The 22408-nt window shown below is 43.7% G+C and carries 22 protein-coding genes; 5 read left to right on the top strand and 17 right to left on the bottom strand.

Going from position 1 to position 22408, the window contains the following annotated elements:
• Positions 1-16: 16 nt before the first annotated feature.
• Positions 17-694: an SOS response-associated peptidase gene (locus tag QOZ98_RS04770; protein ID WP_308786357.1), complete on the bottom strand. Its 678-nt coding sequence runs from the start codon at positions 692-694 to the stop codon at positions 17-19.
• A 318-nt stretch (positions 695-1012) separates the two neighbouring features.
• Between QOZ98_RS04770 and QOZ98_RS04765 the strand changes: the two genes are divergently transcribed.
• Entirely contained in the window at positions 1013-1444 is a 432-nt protein-coding gene (locus QOZ98_RS04765) for a hypothetical protein (RefSeq protein WP_142826974.1), read from the top strand.
• 223 nt (positions 1445-1667) lie between these two features.
• On the top strand, positions 1668-2867 hold the full coding sequence (locus QOZ98_RS04760; RefSeq protein WP_308786356.1) for an MFS transporter: 1200 nt from the start codon (positions 1668-1670) through the stop codon (positions 2865-2867).
• 26 nt (positions 2868-2893) lie between these two features.
• On the opposite strand, the gene QOZ98_RS04755 is transcribed toward QOZ98_RS04760, so the two are convergent.
• The 3 genes from QOZ98_RS04755 to QOZ98_RS04745 form a co-directional block, all read right to left on the bottom strand.
• Positions 2894-4540 carry an SLC13 family permease gene (locus tag QOZ98_RS04755; protein WP_308786355.1) on the bottom strand — a complete coding sequence of 549 codons (1647 nt, stop codon included), beginning with the start codon at positions 4538-4540 and terminating at the stop codon, positions 2894-2896.
• Positions 4541-4808: 268 nt separating this feature from the next.
• Entirely contained in the window at positions 4809-4997 is a 189-nt protein-coding gene (locus QOZ98_RS04750) for a hypothetical protein (protein ID WP_308786354.1), read from the bottom strand.
• A gap of 63 nt (positions 4998-5060) precedes the next feature.
• Complete coding sequence (locus QOZ98_RS04745; protein ID WP_308786353.1) at positions 5061-5537, bottom strand: metal-dependent hydrolase; 477 nt, start codon at positions 5535-5537, stop codon at positions 5061-5063.
• A 128-nt stretch (positions 5538-5665) separates the two neighbouring features.
• Here QOZ98_RS04745 and QOZ98_RS04740 point away from each other — a divergent pair, with 128 nt between their 5' ends.
• The 3 genes from QOZ98_RS04740 to QOZ98_RS04730 all read left to right on the top strand — a co-directional run bounded on the left by QOZ98_RS04740 (position 5666) and on the right by QOZ98_RS04730 (position 8745).
• The gene (locus QOZ98_RS04740) at positions 5666-6295 is read left to right on the top strand and encodes an HD domain-containing protein (protein WP_142826969.1); all 630 of its coding nucleotides are present in this window, start codon (positions 5666-5668) and stop codon (positions 6293-6295) included.
• A gap of 87 nt (positions 6296-6382) precedes the next feature.
• Complete coding sequence (locus tag QOZ98_RS04735; RefSeq protein WP_308786352.1) at positions 6383-7687, top strand: hemolysin family protein; 1305 nt, start codon at positions 6383-6385, stop codon at positions 7685-7687.
• A gap of 152 nt (positions 7688-7839) precedes the next feature.
• Entirely contained in the window at positions 7840-8745 is a 906-nt protein-coding gene (locus QOZ98_RS04730; RefSeq protein ID WP_308786351.1) for a YihY/virulence factor BrkB family protein, read from the top strand.
• Between the two features lie 56 nt (positions 8746-8801).
• Here the strand turns inward: QOZ98_RS04730 and QOZ98_RS04725 are convergent, their stop codons facing one another.
• From QOZ98_RS04725 to QOZ98_RS04665, 13 genes are all read right to left on the bottom strand, one after another.
• Entirely contained in the window at positions 8802-9578 is a 777-nt protein-coding gene (locus QOZ98_RS04725; protein WP_308786350.1) for a class I SAM-dependent methyltransferase, read from the bottom strand.
• A 15-nt stretch (positions 9579-9593) separates the two neighbouring features.
• The gene (locus QOZ98_RS04720; RefSeq protein WP_308786349.1) at positions 9594-10547 is read right to left on the bottom strand and encodes a dipeptidase; all 954 of its coding nucleotides are present in this window, start codon (positions 10545-10547) and stop codon (positions 9594-9596) included.
• On the bottom strand, positions 10548-11270 hold the full coding sequence (locus QOZ98_RS04715; protein WP_308786348.1) for a gamma-glutamyl-gamma-aminobutyrate hydrolase family protein: 723 nt from the start codon (positions 11268-11270) through the stop codon (positions 10548-10550).
• 140 nt (positions 11271-11410) lie between these two features.
• Positions 11411-12910, bottom strand: coding sequence for a D-alanyl-D-alanine carboxypeptidase/D-alanyl-D-alanine endopeptidase (dacB, locus tag QOZ98_RS04710; RefSeq protein WP_308786347.1), 1500 nt, complete (start codon positions 12908-12910; stop codon positions 11411-11413).
• 271 nt (positions 12911-13181) lie between these two features.
• Positions 13182-13451: a hypothetical protein gene (locus QOZ98_RS04705; RefSeq protein ID WP_308786346.1), complete on the bottom strand. Its 270-nt coding sequence runs from the start codon at positions 13449-13451 to the stop codon at positions 13182-13184.
• Between the two features lie 171 nt (positions 13452-13622).
• Positions 13623-14546: a ribose ABC transporter substrate-binding protein RbsB gene (gene rbsB / locus QOZ98_RS04700; protein ID WP_308786345.1), complete on the bottom strand. Its 924-nt coding sequence runs from the start codon at positions 14544-14546 to the stop codon at positions 13623-13625.
• Between the two features lie 13 nt (positions 14547-14559).
• Positions 14560-15504: an ABC transporter permease subunit gene (locus QOZ98_RS04695; RefSeq protein ID WP_308786344.1), complete on the bottom strand. Its 945-nt coding sequence runs from the start codon at positions 15502-15504 to the stop codon at positions 14560-14562.
• Positions 15485-16987, bottom strand: a complete 1503-nt coding sequence (locus tag QOZ98_RS04690; RefSeq protein WP_308786343.1) for a sugar ABC transporter ATP-binding protein — start codon at positions 16985-16987, stop codon at positions 15485-15487. Before QOZ98_RS04690 ends, QOZ98_RS04695 begins: the two co-directional genes overlap by 20 nt.
• 18 nt (positions 16988-17005) lie before the next feature.
• Positions 17006-17392 (bottom strand): D-ribose pyranase, encoded by a 387-nt coding sequence (gene rbsD, locus QOZ98_RS04685; RefSeq protein ID WP_308786342.1) that lies wholly within the window; start codon positions 17390-17392, stop codon positions 17006-17008.
• Positions 17389-18270, bottom strand: coding sequence for a ribokinase (rbsK, locus tag QOZ98_RS04680; RefSeq protein ID WP_308786341.1), 882 nt, complete (start codon positions 18268-18270; stop codon positions 17389-17391). The genes rbsD and rbsK overlap by 4 nt, the downstream gene beginning before the upstream one ends.
• On the bottom strand, positions 18267-19250 hold the full coding sequence (locus tag QOZ98_RS04675) for a LacI family DNA-binding transcriptional regulator (RefSeq protein WP_308786340.1): 984 nt from the start codon (positions 19248-19250) through the stop codon (positions 18267-18269). The genes rbsK and QOZ98_RS04675 overlap by 4 nt, the downstream gene beginning before the upstream one ends.
• 161 nt (positions 19251-19411) lie before the next feature.
• Entirely contained in the window at positions 19412-20656 is a 1245-nt protein-coding gene (locus QOZ98_RS04670; RefSeq protein ID WP_308786339.1) for a dicarboxylate/amino acid:cation symporter, read from the bottom strand.
• 419 nt (positions 20657-21075) lie between these two features.
• Positions 21076-22398: a hypothetical protein gene (locus QOZ98_RS04665; RefSeq protein ID WP_308786338.1), complete on the bottom strand. Its 1323-nt coding sequence runs from the start codon at positions 22396-22398 to the stop codon at positions 21076-21078.
• Positions 22399-22408 lie beyond the last annotated feature (10 nt).

The raw sequence follows: 22408 nt of genomic DNA, 5'->3' as shown, positions 1-22408 counted from the left end.
TCCCCCTATAGCTGAGCTAACCTACTTTATCAATCAGCTCCGGCTTATTGTTTTTTGGCGAATTGACTTCTTCAGACACCTGGTAGGCTTCCATATCTTCTGCTTTATAAGGCTTCAGCAATTCTTTCAGTGTTTCAATATCTTCTACACGAGGATCCAGCCAGATTCTTTCTCCTTCTTTTGTCAGGATAACCGGCATCCGATCATGGATCGATTCCATTAAGGCGTTCGGTCCAGTCGTTAGGATAGAGCAGCTATTGACGGTTTTGCCATCCGGTGACTGCCACGACTCCCAGAGCGCCGCAAAAGCAAAAGGCTCCCCGGTCTTCATCTTGATGAGCATCGGAATCTTTTCTCCATCTTTACGCTGCCATTCGTAAAAAGAATCTGCCACTACTAAACAGCGTTTCTTTTTAAAGGCATTGCGGAAGCTTGGTTTTTCTGCTGCTGTTTCAGATCGGGCATTAATCATCTTATAGCCGATTTTGGCGTCTTTTGCCCATGGGGGAATCAGTCCCCAACGGAGCTTGCCTAGGCGGTTTTTGTTTCCATCATTTACGACCGCCACGACCTGCTGGGAAGGCGCTACATTATAGTTTGCTGAATACTCATCATCGTTTATTGCGGTTTCCTCAATATGAAATCGCTCGATTAAGACCGTGTAATCTGTGAACAATGAATATCTTCCACACACACTAATCACTCCTTTAAATAATGGCTTGCTCCCCCTAAATATAACAGATAATTCTAACTACTTACGAATTATTGTCTTTGCCTCCGAAATGATTCAGATAATTTGCCGTTTCCTAAAAGAGGCATAACTATTGCTTTCCCAGACCTTAGGTATTGGAGGATCGACAATTTTCAGCACTTGTCTTTATTCCTTTAAATCCATAGCCCTAAGCCTTTACACTCGTTAAGACTCAAAATCTGTGGAAAATTCGTTAAGGTCCCTTAAATGGCTAAATAGTGTTATAATAGAAGAACAACGAGTTATATTAGGAGGAATCACATGGCTACTGCACGCGAAATGAGTCTCGTCAACAAGGATTTTCTGGTTGAAGAATTAGGGCTGAAACAACAAGGAAACTCAACTATCTTTATGAATGAAGATTGTTTTGTATTGTCCCCGTCTGTTCAGCGATATGAAAAAGGATTTGATGTCAGTGAATTTAATTTGGCAAAGTTCGATCCCGAACGTCAACAAGGCTTTTTGCTCGTACGGTACATGGATACCTTTTTAATGGCAAAACTTGAAAGCTTCACGACAAAAATGATGCTTCCTGAACTTCAAATCAAAAAGAAAAACACAAAACCGCATTGGAAATTCACTGTTGCTGAAAATCCGGCATATCATATCGTCAATACTCAGAACAAGGAACTGCGCTACCGTCTGCAGGAACCTACGAAAAAACAAATCGCTTCTTTCTTTAAGAAAATATAAGCTCTTCCCGCTGCCGGTGTGCATGCGGGTTTTTTAATGCTGTCATAACATTCAACGAGGATGGGCCGGCGGAAGTTCCCGAATGTTTATCTTTGCTTTGTCCCATATAGATTCTCCGATTCTAATGTTAAAATGGAGACAACATGAACTTTTCCATTGGCCGGTGCTGCTTAAGGCATGCTGCCGGTTAAAGATGAAAGTGATTATTGATTGGACGTGACCTATGGAATCTCAGCGATATACCGTAAAAGACCGCGAGTTTTGGAAAATCATCCTTAGCCTCTTATTTGCCTCTTTGTTTATTTTTGCAAACATGTATGCCGTTCAGCCCCTGCTGCCTGTTTTTGTGGACGAATTTCAGGTTTCTGTTTCTACAGCCAGCCTGTCGTTGTCACTGACCATCATCGGTTTAATACTGGGCTTGATCGTTCTTGGTTTTTTTTCAGATCGAAATGGCAGAAAGTCCTATATCATCTATTCTTTGCTCGGTTCAGCCGTCCCTTTTTTCATCATTCCGCTGACCGACTCTTTTACCGTGCTGCTGATTCTCCGTTTTATCCAAGGCTTTGCCTTGGCAGGCGTTCCTGCTGCTGCCCTTGCCTATATCAGCGAGGAAGTTGACAGAAAGAATATCGCATATGCCACCGCTCTTTATATTTCCAGCAATGCATTGGGCGGCATGCTTGGACGCTTTTTAACCGGATATCTGACGGATCATTTTTCCTGGCAAATATCCTTTTATGCGTTCGCTGTAACGGGGCTTCTTTTGTTCGCCGCTGTTGTCTATCTGCTGCCGCCATCACGAAACTTCAATTCCAGCCAACTAAGTTTTGCAAAAGACATCGAGGGATTCCTGATTCACTTGAAAAATCCGGCACTTCTCGTCGTCTTCGGCCTTGGTGTAGTTTTGCAAATTTCCTTTACCGGCCTGTGGACTTACTTGCCTTTCTATTTGGAAGCACCGCCATACTCCATGTCGCTGCAGGCAATCTCATATTTGTTTTTCGCCTATGGCATTGGTGTCATTGGTTCTCCTTTAGCTGGCCGTGCAGCAGAAAAATTCGGTTTGCGCAATGTCCGCCTGGCAGGAGTGTTTATCTTGTCGGCTGGAATTTTCATGACACTCAGTCCGTATCTTTGGATGATTGTTGTGGGCCTTTGTGTAACTTGCCTTGGCTTTTTCACTTCCCATTCTCTGACCGCCGCCTCAGTCGGCCAGCAGGCAACCCACCATAAAGGCAGTGCTTCCAGTTTGTATTTGGTATCGTATTATATCGGCGTGGCAGCGGGCAGTTCGTTGCTCAGCCCTTTATGGACTTCTGTTGGCTGGACAGGCTTGGTTCTTTTCACCGCCATTTTACCGCTTCTTTATATACTGGCAGTCACTCTATACAGAAAAAAAGCAGGCTCCACCGGAAGGTGAGCCTGCTTTTTGCTGCTTGTTTAATTTTATTCAAGGAATTCTGGCGGGATCGACAACAAGTCAATTCCCCAGACAAGCGGCAGGAAGTAGTACACTGCAAGTCCGACAAAGAAAATACCGAATATATTTAGTGCCAATCCTGCTTTGGCCATATCTGCAATTCTTAAATAACCTGATCCGAAGACTACAGCATTCGGAGGTGTAGCAACCGGCAGCATGAATGCACATGATGCCGCTACTGCAGCAGTGACTAATAGCGCGTACGGATGGATGCTAAGAGCTACCGCAAGGGACGCCATGATTGGAAACATCATTGAAGCAGTTGCAGTATTCGACGTGATTTCAGTCAAGAACAATACAAGCGCAGCTACTACAAGAACGACGATAAGGACATTAACGCCCTGTAATCCAATCAATTGATTGCCGATCCATTCAGAAAGGCCGGAATTTGTAAAACCGGCTGCGATGGCCAGTCCGCCGCCAAACAGCAGCAGGATCCCCCAAGGCAACTTAACGGCAGTCGCCCAGTCCAGCAAGTGATCACCTTTTTTGTTTTTGGAAGGAATGATAAACAGGACCATAGCGGCGATTAAACCAACCATTGCATCGGTCACTTCCAAGTTCGGCGCAAAAGCATCTAAAACAAATGAACGGCTGATCCAGGCTAATGCTACAGCTACAAAAACCACAAAGACAGCTTTTTCTTCATATGAAGATGCACCTAAGTCTGTTTTCTGCTGGCGTATTACTTCGCCGCCACCAGGCAAATGTTTCAATTTTTGAGGATAAGCGACTTTTACCAAATAGACCCAAGCTACTAAAATAAAAATCCAAGCCAAGGGCACGCCAAACATCATCCACTGTGCGAAAGTAATTTCAATTCCGTAAATTTCATTGACCGCCCCTGCCAACAGCGTATTTGGCGGTGTTCCAATTAAAGTAGCAATCCCGCCAAGTGAAGCGGAATAAGCAATACCAAGCATAAGGGCTTTACCAAAGCCAAAATTCTCTTTTGAAGTATCAATCGAAGGATCATCCTTCAGTGCATCTGATACTTGATAGATGATAGCCAAACCGATTGGAACCATCATCATCGCCGTCGCCGTGTTGGAAATCCACATCGATAGGAATCCAGTAGCGACCATGAAACCGAGAATGATACGCTCTGTATTGGTTCCTATTAAAGAAATGATCGTTAGAGCGATTCGTTTATGTAGGTTCCATTTTTCCATTGTAAGGGCTATCATAAATCCGCCCATAAAGAGAAAAATTGTATCGTTGCCATATGACGAAGTTGTAGCGCTTACATCGAGGCCGCCAGTCATTGGAAACAGAATAATCGGCAAGAGCGATGTTGCGGGAATCGGAATCGCTTCCGTAATCCACCAAGTAGCAATCCAGATTGTGCTGGCCAATATAGCTTTCGCTTCAGGAGGCAGTCCATCAGGATTAAAGAACAGTAAGGTTAGTACAAAAAGTAGCGGACCAAGAAACAGGCCAATTAACTGAGGGGTGTTGTAACTGCGGTTTTTCTTGCGTTCATCGTAAGATCCTGCATCTTCTGCCCGATCGCGATCATCGGGTATGCCGGCCCCTGGGTTAGTAAAAAGACGGAATGTATCTTTAGCCTGATCGTGCTTTTCCCACATCCAGTTCCATGTTGCTGAAATCATCTTATCCCTCCATTAACTTAAAAAAAAGAATTTTTCAATAATTACCTTTATTAGTGTACCGGTTTATGTTCAGTTTAACAAGCCAACTGTTTTATATAATATTGAACTTAAGAATCGTTCTATATCTAATCCGCTGTGGTTTCTTTAGTTCAATTTATTATAGTTATGTAATTCATCCTCTTTTACACCAACTAAAAAAGGACTCGGAACTAAAAGTTCCGATCCTTTAAAGGCAACCTTATTTAAATAAGGTTCTTACACAGACTGCTTACTTTTCTTCCGATTCGCCAATCTGATTTTGTTCATCGCCGACTCCTGTATTGCTGTGGGCGCCTTTTTTATCCATCTTTTTGCCGTCTTCTCTTGACTCCTGATCAATGCTTTCAAACTCTTCACGCTGGCGTCGGTTTTGGCTGTTTTGCGGATTTGCATCCCTTGAAAAATCATTCTTAGACATGCCATCAATCCTCCTAGTTAAGTGTGTACTCTTACACTTCCCTTTTGTCACAGAGTAAAACGTTTACAGCGAAAAGAGTAAACCATATCCGAAATAAACGGAAAAGAGCGACAAGAGTGCGAAAACCAAGTATTCTGAAGGTCCTCCAGTTGTTGCGGTCAAGGGAAAACGAACATTCCACCTAAGTGGAAACAGCAGTTTAACGCCTCTTTTTGTTGCCATGTCCAATACTATATGACTTGCCATCCCTACCAGCAATCCCGCCGATACAGCTTCGATCGGCATGAAGTTATGCAGCAGTACTGCAATAATAACCAAAAATAGCAAGCTGTGGGTGAACGTCCGATGGCCAAAAAGGCCATTAATCAGCTTTGAAAGAATTGGCAGAGCCCGGCCGATTTTGCTGCTGCCATGGCATATATCGGGAATCAGTGAACCAATAACTCCAGCTCCCAGCAAAATAGCCGGTTCATAATTTGTGATTTGTGCAAATGCAAGGCTTGCTGCTACGCCGCCTATGATGTGAGTCTTGCCAGTCATGCTTTTCTTCTCCTCCATCGTGCTGGATCAATGTCATTTTTATTATACTAAAAATCGTGTATGCTGAAGATAACTACTTTGATAATTACTACATGATTAGTTTAACTTACTCAAATGGAGGCGTCACTATGGGCATTCACCGTTTTTTTACTTCACTGAATGATTTGGAAAGAATTATCCGGGCACCTGGCATGTTTAAGTTTGAAGAACATAACGTGGCAGCCCATTCTTGGAAAGTAAGCCAGTACGCGATGTTTTTTGCAACCATCGAAGAACGTGAAGGCCGTGAAATCGACTGGAAATCATTATATGAAAAAACCATTAACCATGATTTTGCCGAAGTCTTTATCGGCGACATCAAAACACCCGTCAAATATGCTTCACCCGAATTGAAGGAAATGATAGCGAAAGTAGAAGAAGGCATGATGGAGAAATTCATCCTTCGGGAAATCCCCGAAGAGTTTCGTGAAGTGTTTTTTAATCGCATGAAAGAAGGAAAAGATGCGACCATCGAAGGACGATTGCTTGAGATGGCAGATAAGTTGGATCAATTCTACGAAGCATTCGCTGAGTTGAAGCGCGGCAATACCGACAAGGAATTTGTCGTCATGTATCGGATAGCTTTAACGAAACTGCTGGATCTTCCATTGCCGGCAAGTGTTGGATACTTTAAAAATGTCATGCTTGATGACGTCATAAATGAAGATACTGCCATCGATGTAAAAGAAATTACACGCCAAATCATTGCTGAGCACTAAGCTCTGCTCTATATTTCAGGGTCAAATTATGGTAAATTTAACACCAACAATACTTTCGGAGGTGAATCCCTTAATTAAGGGAATTTATTGGACCCCATACTTTTATTGAATTTAGCCTTGCTCGTCTTATTAATCGCGTTAACGGCTGTTTTCGTCGGCTCAGAATTTGCCGTCGTTAAAGTCCGGATGTCGCGCATCGACCAATTGATCGATGAAGGCAATAAAAAAGCTGTATTGGTCAAAAAGATCACCAGTGACCTTGATTATTACCTGTCAGCGTGTCAGCTCGGGATTACCATTACTGCCCTCGGTTTGGGCTGGTTGGGTGAGCCGACTGTTGAACGGCTTTTGCATCCTTTGTTTGAAAGGCTCGATGTTCCTTCTGCCGCATCTACCATCATTTCATTTGTTCTGGCTTTTTCGCTGGTGACGTTCCTGCATGTTGTTATTGGGGAAATGGCACCAAAATCTTTGGCGCTTCAGTTTGCTGAACGGATGACACTTTTGCTGTCGCCTTTCCTGTATTGGTTTGGCAAAATCATGTATCCTTTCATTTTTATTCTGAATGGGGCAGCTCGCATCCTATTGCGGGTTTTTGGTATAGAACCAGCCAAAGAAACCCAAGCGCACTCAGAAGAAGAGCTGAAGATCATCATGGCCCAAAGCTTTCAGAGTGGGGAAATCAACCAAACTGAGTTGTCGTATATGCAAAATATTTTCGCCTTTGATGAGCGCAGTGCCAAGGACGTCATGATTCCGCGCACGCAGATGATTGCTTTTTCAGATGATTTGTCGAATGGCAAACTTTTGACTGAAATCCGTGAGCACCGCTTTACGCGCTATCCTATAGCGAAAGATGGCGATAAAGACGACCTGATCGGCTTTATCAATGCCAAAGAAGTGTTGACGCATTACGCAGTCAATGGTCAATTTGAAATGTCCGAACTTATACATGACCTTCCTTACTTCCATGAAACGACACCTCTTCAAAATGCCTTGGTCAAAATGCAACAAGAACGCACGCATATCGCCTTGGTCATTGATGAATATGGCGGCACTTCAGGATTGATCACGATGGAAGATATTTTGGAAGAAATCGTCGGGGAAATCCGCGATGAATTTGACGAAGATGAGGACGAGGAAATTATTAAGGAAAGCGACTCGCGCTACCTTTTAAGCGGACGCGTCCGCTTAAAAGACTTGGAAGAACGCTTTGGCTTTAAGTTCGAGGATAGTGAAGACATAGATACAATCGCTGGCTGGATCCAGCACCAGCTGATTGAAGCCGAAACTGGAGACCTTGTTGTCAAGGAAGACTGCCAATGGTCCATTGTTGAAATGGAAAATCATCACATCCTAAAAGTTGCTTGTGATATGCTGCCAAAATCCTAATAAAAAAGAGTGCCATTATATTTGGCACTCTTTTTTTGCTCAAAACAAACCACTGTTGTTTTCCAAATAGACTTTAGTTTTCCATTTTAGGATTAACTCTATGCATAACGGGGCATATAAAGAGTAAATAATTTTGAAATGGAGGTTTTTATATGAGTAAAGCTATGGGTTTTGCCAAAGAACTTGGCAGTGAATTCAAAAAAGATAATGCAACGACCCTAGCTGCAGCACAAGCTTATTACTATCTTTTAGCTATTGTTCCTTTATTGATCCTGCTGCTGGCTATCTTGCCTTATCTACAGATTGATCCACAAAGGGCCGTAGATTTTATCGGCACCATTCTTCCGGGAGAAGTAGCTTCTACATTTGAGGATACGATCGTCAGTGTCGTCACTACACCTTCAGGCGGTTTGTTGACATTTGGTATTTTGGGTACGCTTTGGTCGGCTTCCAACGCGTTGACCGCTTTTATCAATGCCACTAACCAAGCATACGGTGTCGAAGAAACTCGTTCATTCATCAAATTGAAAGCAACAGCTATTGTTTTAACGCTTGGTATGTTAGTTGCTGTCATCGTCGCGCTCGTTTTGCCGATTTTCGGCGGTACCATTATCGACTTGATCAAAACAACCTTGAATCTTCCTGAGCAGACGGAAATCATTTTCCAAATCTTGCGTTGGGTCATTTCCATTGCAGTCATGAGCATCGTTTTGGCATTCATGTACAAATTTGCTCCCGATAAGCATTTCCCGTTCAAGGAAGTTATTGTCGGTGCGGTAATTGCAACCGTCTTATGGCAGGTCGTATCATTTGGATTCTCGATTTACGTTGCTAATTTCGGCAGCTATTCTGCTACATATGGCAGTCTCGGAGGACTTATTGTTCTAATGCTTTGGTTCTTCTTGACCGGCCTGATTCTGGTGATTGGTGCTGAAATCAATGCCATTCTCCACAGAAGAAGAAATGCGAAAGCAGGAGCTTCTTCTGATCCTGTTGCACAAAGCGAAGCGAACCAAAAAGAGGCGAAAAACACAGAGTCATCTATGAACAACTATTAAACACGCAAGCCCCTTCACCAAATTGGTGAGGGGCTTTTTAGTCTTCTATGCATTAATCAATCAGCTTTTTCATATAACGCCATCCATTCATCAATTGTGAAGGTTTGGACTTTTCCATCCTGAACTTCTATTGAGAAATAGTCAGCAGTTTTTTCATTACTGTTGAGCAGATGCCTAGAAACCCGTTCTATCTGCTCTTTGCTCTCGGTTGTGCGTTCTACCCACGATGGATAGTCGAACGTTTTCCGGCGATCCGCCGACTTCCGTTCCACCATTCCGTTCTCTTCCAGCAGCATTTTCCATTCCTCTTTTGACAGGCATCTCGAATGGCTGTCATCCCGAAGTTTTTCCGTTGTATTCATAAATTGCGCCAGCTCAGAATCAGCAGGAGCGACATTGTCAATCAGGACAAAACGGCCGCCCTTCTTTAAGACGCGCGACATTTCTGCAATAAACCGTTCCGGATTGGGAAAATGGTGAGGTGCGATTCGGCAAATGGCTGCATCAAAGGTTTCCTTCAAAAAAGGCAGTGCTTCGGCATCGGCCACCACGTAGTGAATGTTATCGAAGCTGTCTCGCAAATGCTTTGCCGTATTTTCCAGCATCTCCTCTGTCAGATCTGTGGAAAACACCGTTCCTGCATGAGGAGCCAGTGTTTTGGTCACATGCCCTCCACCTGTTGCAATATCCAGCACAGTCCATGTATTTTCCGGTTGGAGCCATTCAACGAGCAAGGACAAATCGTCCCCCTTGGCGTGGCTGTCGCTGGTTACGTATTTATCCGCATTTTTACCAAATACTTCTTTTACTTTCTGTTTTGGTGTCTTGTCCATACTTTCTCTCCTCATTTACATTCCAGGGCGGTGTTCCAGGAAGTTGCGATGCGCAAACCCTTCCACTTCCGCTTCCGTATAATGTTTCTGCAGCTCATTGATTAAATTCGGAAATTCGGAAGCATTTCCAAGTCCTGCTATATGCGAGGATATCCCATCAAAGTCCGATCCGATGCCGATTTGACGGATACCGCCTAGCGAACAAAAATGATCGATATGACGAATCAAATCCGTGATGGACGCCTGTTCACTGTCTTTATTGATAAATTGCGGGCAAAACACCACGTCGATCATTCCCTCTTTTGAGAACATTGCCTGTATTTGCTGATCATTGAGATTTCGGGGGTGGTCGCAAAGCGCACGCGCATTGGAGTGGCTGGCAATCGGGTATTTTGCAAGCTCCATGACATCCCAAAATCCGTTGACGGACAGATGGGAAACATCGGTGAATACATGATGTTCGTTATTTAAGCGAACCACTTCTTTCCCCAGCACCGTTAAACCCGCACCTCTAGGATCGCCGACACCATCAGCACAGAGGTTGGCGTTGTTCCAGGTCAACCCGATCGACAACACACCCAAACGATAAAGGTGGCGAAGCTTTGCCAAGTCATTGCCGAAAGCATCAGCTCCCTCTAACGTTAAAACAGCTCCAATTTCATCAGGCTTTAATAAATCAATATCCTGCCAGTTCTTAATATGTTTCATCAAAGGATTTTTCTCCAGGATTTCGCTGTAGAATAAATCCACTTGCTCCAGTGCATGCTGCCATTTTTCATCAGACGGAAATTCCGGATGAATAAAGATAGCAAAAAATTGCACTTTCACGCCTCCAGCCTGCAGCCGTTCGAAATTGGTTTCCAGCTCATTCGACTTTCGGTAGTCCAACAATTCCCCTTTGAATAACGCATTTCGTTTCGCTACTTGCAGCTTCAGCAAAGCATCACAATGTGTATCAAACACTTTCATTTAGTCATCCCCTTCTTCTCGGCACGCCTCGATAAATCCGGCAAATATTCCAATCGATGCCGCATCTCCTGCTTTCGCCATGTTTTCAGGATGCCATTGGACCCCTAAAGCAAAGTGGTGCTGCGTGCTTTCAATAGCTTCCACGATGCCATCACTTGATACTCCACTGACGATAAATGGCTCCGGCACATGCCGGTTCGCCTGATGGTGACGGCTGTTTACTTTCAGACGCCGCAGTCCGCTTAGGCGGTGCAGCAGCGACCCTTCCGTTGCGTCAATAAAATGGGAGCCATGGAATTTTGGTGCTCTTTGTTGATGCTGAAGCAATTTTCCTGTTGTTTGTGCGGTAATATCCTGATACATATCGCCTCCGACGGCAATATTCAAAATCTGCGCTCCGCGGCACACACCAAGAATCGGTTTGTTTAAATCCAGCACTTTTTTTGCCAGAGCCACTTCAAATGCATCGCGGGACGGGATGATTACACCAAGATTTGGGTGGGGCTCTTCATCGAACAAAGTTGGATCGATGTCATATCCGCCTGCTAAAAATAGTCCATCGATATGCTCAGCAATTTCATCAATATCTGTTTTTTCCAATACATGCGGGAGCATGATCGGCAAACCGCCCGCTGCCAAAATTGCTTCTGTATCGGCTAGTTGAATGCCGTATTCATCACGTCCCAATTCCAGAGACGCCGTAAGGCCAATGATTGGTTTCATTTATGTATAACCTCCAGTTTGTAAAAATTGTATATAGTAAACATACAGAAAGTTCTGACGAAATGCCAGCGCACATTAACTATCAAAGCTGAATCTCACAGAAAAAACGGAAAACCCCAAAGCCTTCCGCAGTAATGTTGCTATTCCGCATCCCATTCTGCAATCGCCGTGGCAATCGCATCTTCAATTGGCGTAACTGTAGATAAATCATTGTTTATGATAATAGAAAAAATCAGCGGCTTGCCATCTTTTGTTGTGGCGTAGCCTGACAACGCTGATACTGCAGTCAAAGTGCCTGTTTTTGCTTTGACGTTTTGCTGTGCCGCGGTTTCTTTCATCCGATTCCGCAATGTGCCTCCAACAAACCGTTCTGGAGCCCCTGCTACCGGGAGGGCATTCAAGTAGCTGTCAAACCAGGATTTGTTCTGTGCGCCAAACAGCAATTGAGATACTTCGTTCACTGGAATCAAGTTCACATGTGACATTCCTGAACCATCACGCAGCAAGATCGTCTCCGTATTAACGCCAAGCTCACCAGCGACATTCTCCATCACTTCCAGACCCGCTTCCCAGCTTCCTGTTCCTTGAACGACCCGTCCCATTTCCTTAGTTAGCACTTCCCCATGGCCGTTATTGCTAAGCTTCATAAAAGGAATCGAAAACTCTGACAGCGTCATCGATTCATGCTCCAGCAGCAGCGTACTGTCTGCAGGTGTTTCTCCCATTGTCACCGAATGCTTTCCAGCCCATTCAATTCCTTGGGCAATCAAAGCATTTTCAAACAAATCGAGTGCATAGCCCGACGGTTCGTCAACAGCAATCCATTCACGGGTACGTGAACCTTCGACAGGTATATTTCCTTCAATCACAATTTGGTTTGTTCCATGTTCACGGCTGATGGAAACAGTTTTTGGCTGTTCTGCCGCTACTGTTTTCGCATGATTTACAATGGTTACGTAGTCCGTTTGCGGCGTCAGCGATACTTTGGGCTCTGCACCGGCTAAATCACCCGGGTTTACTTCGACAATAACGGATCCTGCATCGTAATCTTCGTTAGGCGATGCAGTTAATGCGGAAACCTGAGCACCGTAATAATACACTTCATCCTGCCAAGTAATGTCTTCTGAAAGACGGACATCGTCATACCAAGTATCGTCACCGATCAGATCGCCTTTGATTTTTTTAATTCCCTGGCTTTTGAGTGCCAGCGCAAACTGTTCGAAATCTTCCTGCAGCAAAGTCGGATCTCCTTTTCCTTTCAAATAAAGATTGCCATGGAGCATTTTCCCTTTAACTGTTCCATCCGTATGTACTTCTGTGGTGAACCGATAATCTTCACCTAAGGTTTCAAAAGCTGCGGCAGCTGTAAAGAGCTTCATATTCGATGCCGGAACCAATCGGGTAGTTCCAATATGATCGTATATTTTTTCCCCCGAATCTGCTTCTCGTATGCTGACACCAGCTAAAGCTCCATCGAGCCGTTCGTCCTGGAGAATCTGGTTTATTTCATTGACCAAAGATGCGTATTCATCGTCTGCACCTACTGTTGCTTCGTGTTTAGAGAAGTGCATCGGTAAAATTGCCAATAGCCCTGTCAGTATAAGAAATGCGGTCCATTTAAAAAATTTGCTTCTTGCCATTAATCCATCCCCCCGTCCCTTGATATGTTAAAGAATGTATCATAATGCGAAGCTAAATTTTCAGTTAATTTTAAAGTTAGAACTTTACACATAGAATTTTCTTATACTTATAGGAATATTATCCATTTTATATACATAGAAAAAACGTTTAATCCTTCTTGTTAGCTCTATGCACCTATACATTTCCATAAAAAAAGCTCAGCAGAAAATTTAATTTTCCGGTGAGCCCACTAATTATTCAAGTGTTTTTTAAGACTTCCATATTTCGAACTTATCCACCAGTCTGCAGTTCTGTCGTATAAATTAGGCTGTCCCCTACAAAAATCCGGCATTGCATTGTGCAGAAGCACGACCCGACCGATACCTTAATTTCTTCGTATTCATCAGCTTCATTTTTCACTTTTCCAAACAAACGGGAAGAAAAATGCAACCCAACTTGTTCATCCTGCAAAACTCCGTCCACAAACAGTTTTTCATTGGTCCATGTATTGACGACTCGGATTGTGTGTTCACCATACTTCACTGTCCATACATCCTTCATATGCTGGCCCCCTGTTCCTGCTTTTGACAACAGTATAACAGAAAAAGAAATATTCCACTGCAGCGGTTTGGTTCATTCTTCTCCAGTGTAAGTTTAAAAACCGTAAACTACTCGATTACTCAAGTAATTTACGGTCTAGTTTATGAATAGCGCACACTTTTTGTTGATTTCTTACTGGATTAATTCCAATTCTACCGGAATTGAAGCTTCAACTTCTTCTCCATCAAGTGATTGGACTGCTGTTTCAACAGCCATTTCTCCGATCATTTCAGGTTTTTGTGCAATCGTCCCACCGAGACGCCCATCTTCTACAGCTTGGACAGCATCGTCAGTGGCATCAAATCCGACAACAGTAATATCTTTTCCAGAAGCTTCGATTGCTTCAAGAGCTCCTAGGGCCATTTCATCGTTATGAGCAAAGACTCCCGTAATGTCAGGATTAGCTTGAAGAATATTTTCCATAACCGACAAGCCTTCTGCACGGTTAAAGTTCGCAGTTTGCTTAGCCACAACATCCAGGCTATCAGCAGCAATAGTATTAAAGCCTTCTCCACGTTCACGTGCAGCGGAAGATCCTGGTACGCCTTCCAGCTCTGCAACTTGTGCCCCTTCACCCACGATTGAAACCAAGTGTTCTCCTGCCATCTCACCGCCTGCAATGTTGTCAGATGCGATATGGGAAACCACTTCGCCTCCTGCCGCACTACGGTCTACTGTAATGACTGGAATGCTTGCAGCATTGGCTGATTCTACAGCCGCCGCAACTGCTTCAGAATCGACAGGATTGATCATGATCAAATCCACTTCCTGCTGAATCAAATCTTCTATATCGCTTGCCTGCTTTGAAGCATTGTCCTGTGCATCTACTACCGTTAGATCAGCGCCCAGCTCTGCAGCTTTCGCTTCAGCGCCTTCATTCAATGTAACGAAGAAAGGGTTGTTCAATGTCGAAACTGAAAAACCGATTGTATAATCTCCGCCCGCTTCGCCGCCATTGGTGCTTTCCTCTTCAGAACTTGACCCTGGAGCTTCCATCGAACACGCTGCCAAACTTGTCATTGCCAATACCATGAACCCCAATTGCATTTTTTTCATTTTCCTGCACCCCTTATGTTGTTTTTTTACGGTCCAGAAGAACCGCTAATAATATGACTGCACCCTTCACCACTTGCTGGAAAAAGGACGGAACCCCGATTAAGTTCAAACCATTATTCAGTACCCCTATGATCAATGCGCCGATTAACGTACCGACAATCCACCCACGGCCACCAGTAAGGCTCGTGCCTCCCAGGACAACTGCCGCAATCGCATCGAGTTCAAACATTTCACCCGCAGTTGGCTGGGCCGAATTTAGGCGGGACGTTAAAATCAGCGATGCCAATGCCGCCAATAATCCGAGCAGCGAGTAGACATAAATCTTGATACGATCTGCATTGATTCCCGATAGGATCGACGCTTCTTCATTGCCGCCTATCGCATAGACCCGGCGACCAAAGGTTGTCTTTTTCAAAATGAAGTACAATATTCCGAAACTGGCAATCATGGTCACTACCGGAATTGGAATTCCAAGGAAATATCCTTTGCCGAGCATCTGGAACGTCAGGCTATCGCCCAATCCGGAAATTGGCCGTCCGTCAGTGTAGACGAGAGTCAACCCTCGATAAATGGTCATCGTTGCCAATGTTGCGATAAATGGTGCTACTTTTCCTTTTGCGATGATGATCCCGTTAATTGCTCCCAGCACAGCTCCAAGCAAGAGTCCCAACAGCATCGCAAAAATAGGATCGATTCCGCTTGCCATCATTCCGGCTGTTACAGCTCCCGTCAGCGCAAGCGTTGCCCCGACTGATAAATCAATGCCTCCTGTCAAAATAACAAAGGTCATTCCGAAGGCAATCAAAGCGTTGATGGAAACCTGCCGGAGTACGTTCATCAAATTGGATACGGATAAAAAGCCTGGATTTAAAATAGTAATAATCACGATGATCAAGATCAAGCCGATAAACGGGGCAATCTTCTGAAGCAATGATTGATTATTGGTTTTCAATTGCAAGTTTTCCACCTCCTGTAGCAAAATGCATAATTCGTTCCTGTGTCATTTCTTCTTTCGGCAAATCAGCTGTTATTTTCCCTTCATGCATCACCAATACACGATCAGCCATGCCAATCACTTCCGGCAGTTCGGACGATATCATCAGAATGGCAACGCCACGTTCAGCCAGCTCATTGATGATCGAATAAATTTCTTTTTTCGCTCCGACATCAACTCCGCGTGTCGGTTCATCCAATATCAAAAGTTCCGGTTCAATGCCCAGCCATTTCGCGATGACCACTTTTTGCTGATTGCCGCCGCTTAAAGATTTTGCTGCTTGGTCAGGTCCAGATGTTCGAATACCCAGCCGTTTGACCATAGTGTCATAAAGCTTGCGTTCTTTATCCTTGGAAATCAATCCATTTTTAGAAATGGCAGCGAAGTTGGTCATGCTGACATTTTCTTCTACCGTAAAATCGACAACCAAACCTTCTGATTTACGATCTTCCGTTACATAGCCGATGCCCATTTCCTTGGCTTTTCTCGGCGTATCGATTTTAACTTGCTTGCCGTCAAATTCAATTGTGCCGCCATTCAACTTCTTATAACCGAACAACGACTGTGCCACTTCTGTCCGGCCAGCACCCATTAGACCTGCAATCGACAGCACCTCGCCTCTTCGAAGTTCAAAAGAAATGTCCTCGAAGCAATCTTTCCGGTTTAATCCTTTAACAGCCAGTTTGATTTCGCCCATCGTTGATTTCCGTTCTGGGAAACGATCTCCAAGTTCACGGCCGACCATCATCTGAACAATTTCATCAAAGGAAGTTTCACTGATTTTGCGCTCTCCCACAAATTCGCCATCGCGCAAAATTGTAATCCGATCGCATAAAGAGAAAATCTCCTCCATCCGGTGAGAAATGTAAATGAAGGAAACACCGCGTTTCTGAAGTTCGCGTATGGTCTTGAACAAGCTGTCAATTTCCCGGTCTGTTAAGGCCGCAGTCGGTTCATCCATGATAATCACTTCCGCATCCACCGAAATCGCTTTGGCAATTTCAACGATTTGCTGTTTTCCGACTGACAGGGTGCTTGCCGGTTCAGAAGGATTTACATCCAGTCCAAGATCCAATAGAATTTGGCGTGTCTTTTTTTCCATTTGCTTAGTTTTCAGTATCCCTGTGCGCCCAATTGTCTCTTCACGTCCGAGAAATAAGTTATCAGCAATCGATAAGTGAGGCAGTATATTCAGTTCCTGATGAATGACTGCAATGCCTGCTTCTTCTGCTTGCTTCGGAGAAGTGAAATCGACTTTTTGGCCTTTCACTTCGATGGTCCCAGAATCCCGTGTATAGATTCCAGACATGACTTTCATCAAAGTCGATTTCCCTGCACCATTTTCACCCATAAGGGCATGAATTTCGCCCTTTTCTAACGTGAAGTGAACGTTTTTTAAAACTTTATTGCCGCTGAATGATTTGGAGATATCGGTCATTTTGATCATTAGAATCACCTGCCTCCTTTAAAAAATAACGCCGGAACGAAGGACGATGTTGGCATATGGTGTCGCTTCTCCTGTGCGGATAATCAATTTTGCATCTTTGCTGAGGGTTTTCAATTCATCATGTGTAATATAATCTGCAGCTATTTTTTCCATAATTGCTCCTTCCACAACAGGATTTCCAGCAGTAATTTCCCGGGCAATAGATGCTGCTTCTGCCTCGAAATCATCCAGTACAGCATCGAGTATCGTCAAAAATGCAGGTTCACCTATTTTATAGGACAAGTCAATGCACGGGACGCCTTTTGGAATCGGCAAACCACAGTCACCGATGACCAATAAATCGGTATGGCCAAATGAAGCTAAGGCTGATGCAATATCACGGTTAATGATGCCATGCTTTTTCATAAGCTTCCGCCTTTCAATCGTTCATTTACCGCTTTTCGATCGGGCATGCCACCCTGGGCACCGAATTTTTCCACAGACAGCGAGGCTGCCGCATTTGCAAAGCGCACTGCTGCTTCAAAATCCTGGCCTTCTGCCAGTGCTGCAGCAAGTGCTCCATTAAAGGTATCGCCCGCGCCTGTGGTATCTACTGCGGTAGTCGGGAACCCTTCAACAATGACGTGCTTTTCTCCGTCATAAAACTGCGCGCCTTTTTCTCCAAGGGTCACTACAAGACGATTTGGATAATCGAGCAGCGCCTTTTCCCAATTACCCCCAAAAAGTTCTTCTGCTTCTGTTTCATTTGGTGTCAAGTATGTGCAAAAAGGAAGAAAATCAGCCGTGAATCCACTTGCAGGTGCTGGATTTAAAATTGCAGGAACACCGTTTTTATGGCATATTTCCAAGGTTCGTTGAATAACTGGAATCGGCATTTCCAACTGCATGATAACCAAATCACTGTCCGCTAACTTTTCTGCAAAAGCATTAATTTCTTCAACTGTTACGCTATGGTTAGCACCCGGCACTACAATGATTCGATTGTCTCCTTGCGACAAGAGGATATTGGCAATTCCGCTTGCACCTTCACTTTGTTTGACGTTCTGCACCTGGACTCCTTCAGCTTCTAATCCTGTCAATAGTTCGGTTCCAAAAGCATCCTGTCCGACCGCCCCGATCATCTGGACTGCTGTTCCCAATCTTGCGGCTGCCACTGCCTGGTTTGCTCCTTTGCCTCCTGGAACTGTCGTATATAAATTTCCTAAAGTTGTTTCACCCTGCTTGGGAAAATGATCTGTCTGTATGACCAAATCCATATTGATGCTGCCGACTACTGTAATCATTCCTCCACACTCCTCGTTGTTCCGCGAATAATCAATTTCACTGGCACTTCATAAAATCTCTGATCGATTTTCTTATTTTCAATTTGTTTAATTAAGACACGAGCTGCAATAGCGCCCATCTTATAGACGTCTTGTGCGACTGTGGTTAAGCCGGGCGATAGCATTTCACCCATTGCCACTCCATCAAAACCAACAATTTGCAGTTCTTCCGGTACACGCTTTCCTACCAGACTTGCAGCTTTTAAAGCCCCTGCAGCCGAAACGTCACTGCTGGCAAAGATGCCATCGATTGTCGGGTCTTCCTTTAGCACGCGCGCTACAATTTCCTGCGAGTCAGCAAAATGGAAGGGGCAAGTCACGACTTGATACTGCAAATTCGAACTCTGAATAGCTTCCATAAACCCCTCATACCGATCATTTGCCGGGTTCAATTCTTCAGGGCCTCTCAAGAAAAGAATATTTCGGCATCCTCTTTCAAGCAATGCATTCGTGCCCATGATTGCCCCTTCTTTGTTGTTGGAGGAAACCGTTGGAATTTTCTCGTTAATAGTCCGGTCCAGCGCCACAATTGGTACGTTGGCATTAGCGTAATGCGGCGCATCGAGCTGGTTGGACGTCACAATAAATCCGGCAATGTATTTTTTCTTTAAAGTTTCAATATAGTTTTTTTCTTTCTCAGGGTTTTCATCTGAGTTGCATAGCACCACTGTGTAACCATACGTTAAAGCAACATCTTCGACTGCACGTGCAAGTTCCGGAAAAAATGGGTTGGTTATGTCCGGAAGAATCAATCCAATCAAGTTTGATTTTTTGGTGTTCAATGAGCGCGCCACCGGATTTAATTCATACTTGAGCTCTTCTACTGCAGCGGTTACCGCTTTGGCTGCTTCTGCGCTAACATATCCACTGTCATTTAAAAACCGTGAAACAGTAGCTACTGAAACTCCTGCTTTTTTTGCTACGTCTTTGATCGTGGTCATCTATAACGACTCCGTTTCTTTTCGGTGTGTAACCGGTTACACATAATATATAATGCTGTATGTTCATTGTCAATGCAGAAATTTTCCTGTTGATTAGGTAAATATAACTGTTTTCTTCATAACAAAAAGAGTTCCCACATCTCTGCGGGAACTCTCTATGATTAAGCGTTCATATTTTCCAGACGTTCGTCTCTGTCTTTTTCTGTCTCTGCTACATAAACTGCGCATGCGGCATCCCCTGAAATATTGACAGCTGTTCGGGTCATATCCAACAAGCGGTCAATACCGATAACGAGGCCGATCCCTTCAGGAGGAAGTCCCACACTGCCTAATACCATGGCAAGCATAATCAGTCCAACACCCGGAACCCCAGCTGTACCAATACTTGCGAGTACCGCCGTCAATACGACAGTTGCAAGATCTACCGCAGACAATTCAATGCCATAGGCCTGGGCAATAAACATTGTTGCGACCCCTTGCATAATGGCAGTGCCGTCCATATTGATCGTAGCGCCTAAAGGCTGAACAAACGAGCTGACAGACTTCGGCACCCCTAATTTATCCTGCGCCACTTCCATCGAAATCGGCAGTGTAGCGGTACTGCTCGACGTACTAAAGCCGACACTCATTGCAGGGGCAAAGTTTTTGAAAAACCAGATGGGGCTTTTCTTTGCCAAAAACTTAATGGTTCCACCATATGTGAAAATCGCATGAATCAAAAGAGCTGCTAAAATAACCAGCATATAAGAACCCATCGCTTTCATTGCTGAGAATCCTTGAGATCCCACGGCTGTAGCGATCAAGCCGAATGTACCGTAAGGAGCGAACTTCATAACAATCCCAACAAGATACATCATGACATCATTGCCCTGTTCAAACAAATGAACCAGCCCTTTGGTTTTTTCGCCAAGAGCTGTCAATGCCAAGCCGATAAAGACAGCAAATACGATAATCTGCAGCATATTGCCTTCACCTAAAGAGGCAATCGGGTTGGTTGGAATCATGTTCAACAAAGTTTCTCCGACAGAGGGTGCCTCTTCTGCTTCAAACTCCGCACTTGTCAAATCAAAGTCACCCGCAAGTCCGGGCTGAATAACTGCTGCCAGCGACAATCCAATCAAAATCGCAATAGTAGTGGTCACAAGAAAATAACTGACCGTTTTAACACCTATCCGTCCCAATTTGGCTGGGTCGCCCAATCCCGCTGTTCCAAGAATGATCGAAAACAATACAAGCGGAACAACGAGCATATTAATTAAACTCAAGAATATTTGGCCAAGCGGCACAAACAAGTATGTATTCAACGTTTCAAATGAATCAGGGATAAATAAGTTGATCAGCAAACCAACAATTGCTCCCAAAACTAGTCCAGTCAGTACTTTTACGGTTAATCCAGGCTTTTTCATTCATTTCCCTCTTTCGTTTCTAGACGTAAAAACTATTTTATATGAAAGTATCTCTTTCTTACAAGCTTTAATTAATTCACAAAATATACTGTTTATTCTAAGCAAAACCATTATTTCAAGATAGTAAAACTCATAGAAAATGAGTGCCTATTTACACAGTTTCCAGGTGCTAACGCATAATATTCTAGTTGGGCATTTTTTTATAGCTCTGCAAAATTTGATGGTACGCTAGGGTGACGGAAACAGCAAGAGCTTTATTTCAAAAAACTAAACTCTTCATTTTAGCGTCTATCACTCCACCAAAATATAAATTGGTAGGACAAATTCACTATTGAGCTCCACAAAAAAAGCAACAGCTATCCTTCTCAAAAGAAGCATAGCTGTTGCTTTTAAGTTTCAGAATAACTTTGTTCAATCAATCATCTCACTTTTTCTTCAATTACCAACTCATATACTTTTTTAGGACGCCCTGGTCTGCCGGACCCCTGTTCTTCAGCAAGAGTTCGGATCAAACCGATTTGCTCCATTTCATTTAAAATACGCCTTGTATTGCGATCAGTATTTTTAAGTAAAGCCGTTATTACTTCACCAGTAAAATGAGTGAAATTCTTCAATTTTATATAATGATAAATTTTGGCAGGAATTGTTTCTTTGTAATTATGTTTTTTCAGGACAGCTTGCCAGTACTCCGGCAGTTGATAGCTGCTTTCGTAGGTATAATTTAAGATCGTCAAATTTGTAAACACGTTATCCTCATTTACAAACGCGACTTTGCAGTCTTCTCTTGAAGCAGCATATTCAAAAGCCAGCTGAACATGCTGTTCAGCATCGTAAATGGTATAGCCTGCTCCAATTCCTATGTGGAAGTTCAAAGAAGTTCTCATATTAATTTCTTCAGCAATAAAAGAGATCGTATTCTTCGAAGTCAATAATTCATAATCGCCCTGAGTCGTATAGATAAAATAAGTTCCGCCCCCTTTGTCCACTAGAGAACCATTTAACACTTTTGTTACCCGGAGCAGTTCCTGTTGAAATTCCAGCATTTTTTTACTTTCTTCAAAACTGAATACAGCCTTCTTGGAAATTCTTCCTTCAGAAAGCAAGTCAACGCCAATAATAGCCACTTTCTGCTTTTCGTAAACATGGCTCTGCGCTCTTGAAAAAAGGATATCAAAAATTGTCTTTATAGCCATTCGGGAAGGGACTACTCTGTAAACTGGTATTCCGAGCCGCTTCAATTCCAGGTATACCTTCAGCAAACAAGTGAGTGCAAGCTCAGATTTTCCGGCACGATAATTGCTCACATGAAAATCAATTAATTCATTATGATCGGTATATCCTTTAAACGACGATAACTCAAAAGAAATATTATTCAATTGATATTCATTGAATAATGAATGGACAACATGTTCGTCGACCGTATCCAAACTCATTTTCTCAACAAACCGGCCATGATCCTGCATCACTTTTAAACATGTTCCGAGCAGAGCCATCCCGTGAAGTGGCGGAAAGGAAGCTTCATCTGGTGTGATCAGCCCCAGTTCTAGACAATAATGGTATGGGGTAGGTCCTGAAAATATCCATTTTGCAACGTCGTATCGGTGTTTGTTCAAAATATTAGGCAACTCTTCATGATGGAAGTATTCAAAAGCTATAAGCTCGATGCGTGGATCATTGGCGGCAACTTCACGTATGACCTTTAACGAATCGGCGGGCCCTATTGCTCCTATCCGTACTTTCATGCTTTATTAC

Source organism: Planomicrobium stackebrandtii, from assembly GCF_030814955.1.
GTDB lineage: Bacteria > Bacillota > Bacilli > Bacillales_A > Planococcaceae > Planococcus > Planococcus stackebrandtii.
Note: the sequence above shows the minus strand (reverse complement) of the source record. Positions and strands in the feature narration are given on the sequence as shown.

Bases quoted from the DNA above. Each gene is read 5' to 3' on its own strand.
- QOZ98_RS04765 (WP_142826974.1), top strand. From the start codon at position 1,013: ATGGCTACTGCACGCGAAATGAGTCTCGTCAACAAGGATTTTCTGGTT.
- QOZ98_RS04760 (WP_308786356.1), top strand. From the start codon at position 1,668: ATGGAATCTCAGCGATATACCGTAAAAGACCGCGAGTTTTGGAAAATC.
- QOZ98_RS04755 (WP_308786355.1), bottom strand. From the start codon at position 4,540: ATGATTTCAGCAACATGGAACTGGATGTGGGAAAAGCACGATCAGGCT.
- QOZ98_RS04750 (WP_308786354.1), bottom strand. From the start codon at position 4,997: ATGTCTAAGAATGATTTTTCAAGGGATGCAAATCCGCAAAACAGCCAA.
- QOZ98_RS04745 (WP_308786353.1), bottom strand. From the start codon at position 5,537: ATGACTGGCAAGACTCACATCATAGGCGGCGTAGCAGCAAGCCTTGCA.
- QOZ98_RS04740 (WP_142826969.1), top strand. From the start codon at position 5,666: ATGGGCATTCACCGTTTTTTTACTTCACTGAATGATTTGGAAAGAATT.
- QOZ98_RS04730 (WP_308786351.1), top strand. From the start codon at position 7,840: ATGAGTAAAGCTATGGGTTTTGCCAAAGAACTTGGCAGTGAATTCAAA.
- QOZ98_RS04725 (WP_308786350.1), bottom strand. From the start codon at position 9,578: ATGGACAAGACACCAAAACAGAAAGTAAAAGAAGTATTTGGTAAAAAT.
- QOZ98_RS04720 (WP_308786349.1), bottom strand. From the start codon at position 10,547: ATGAAAGTGTTTGATACACATTGTGATGCTTTGCTGAAGCTGCAAGTA.
- QOZ98_RS04715 (WP_308786348.1), bottom strand. From the start codon at position 11,270: ATGAAACCAATCATTGGCCTTACGGCGTCTCTGGAATTGGGACGTGAT.
- dacB (WP_308786347.1), bottom strand. From the start codon at position 12,910: ATGGCAAGAAGCAAATTTTTTAAATGGACCGCATTTCTTATACTGACA.
- QOZ98_RS04705 (WP_308786346.1), bottom strand. From the start codon at position 13,451: ATGAAGGATGTATGGACAGTGAAGTATGGTGAACACACAATCCGAGTC.
- rbsB (WP_308786345.1), bottom strand. From the start codon at position 14,546: ATGAAAAAAATGCAATTGGGGTTCATGGTATTGGCAATGACAAGTTTG.
- QOZ98_RS04690 (WP_308786343.1), bottom strand. From the start codon at position 16,987: ATGATCAAAATGACCGATATCTCCAAATCATTCAGCGGCAATAAAGTT.
- rbsD (WP_308786342.1), bottom strand. From the start codon at position 17,392: ATGAAAAAGCATGGCATCATTAACCGTGATATTGCATCAGCCTTAGCT.
- rbsK (WP_308786341.1), bottom strand. From the start codon at position 18,270: ATGATTACAGTAGTCGGCAGCATCAATATGGATTTGGTCATACAGACA.
- QOZ98_RS04675 (WP_308786340.1), bottom strand. From the start codon at position 19,250: ATGACCACGATCAAAGACGTAGCAAAAAAAGCAGGAGTTTCAGTAGCT.
- QOZ98_RS04670 (WP_308786339.1), bottom strand. From the start codon at position 20,656: ATGAAAAAGCCTGGATTAACCGTAAAAGTACTGACTGGACTAGTTTTG.
- QOZ98_RS04665 (WP_308786338.1), bottom strand. From the start codon at position 22,398: ATGAAAGTACGGATAGGAGCAATAGGGCCCGCCGATTCGTTAAAGGTC.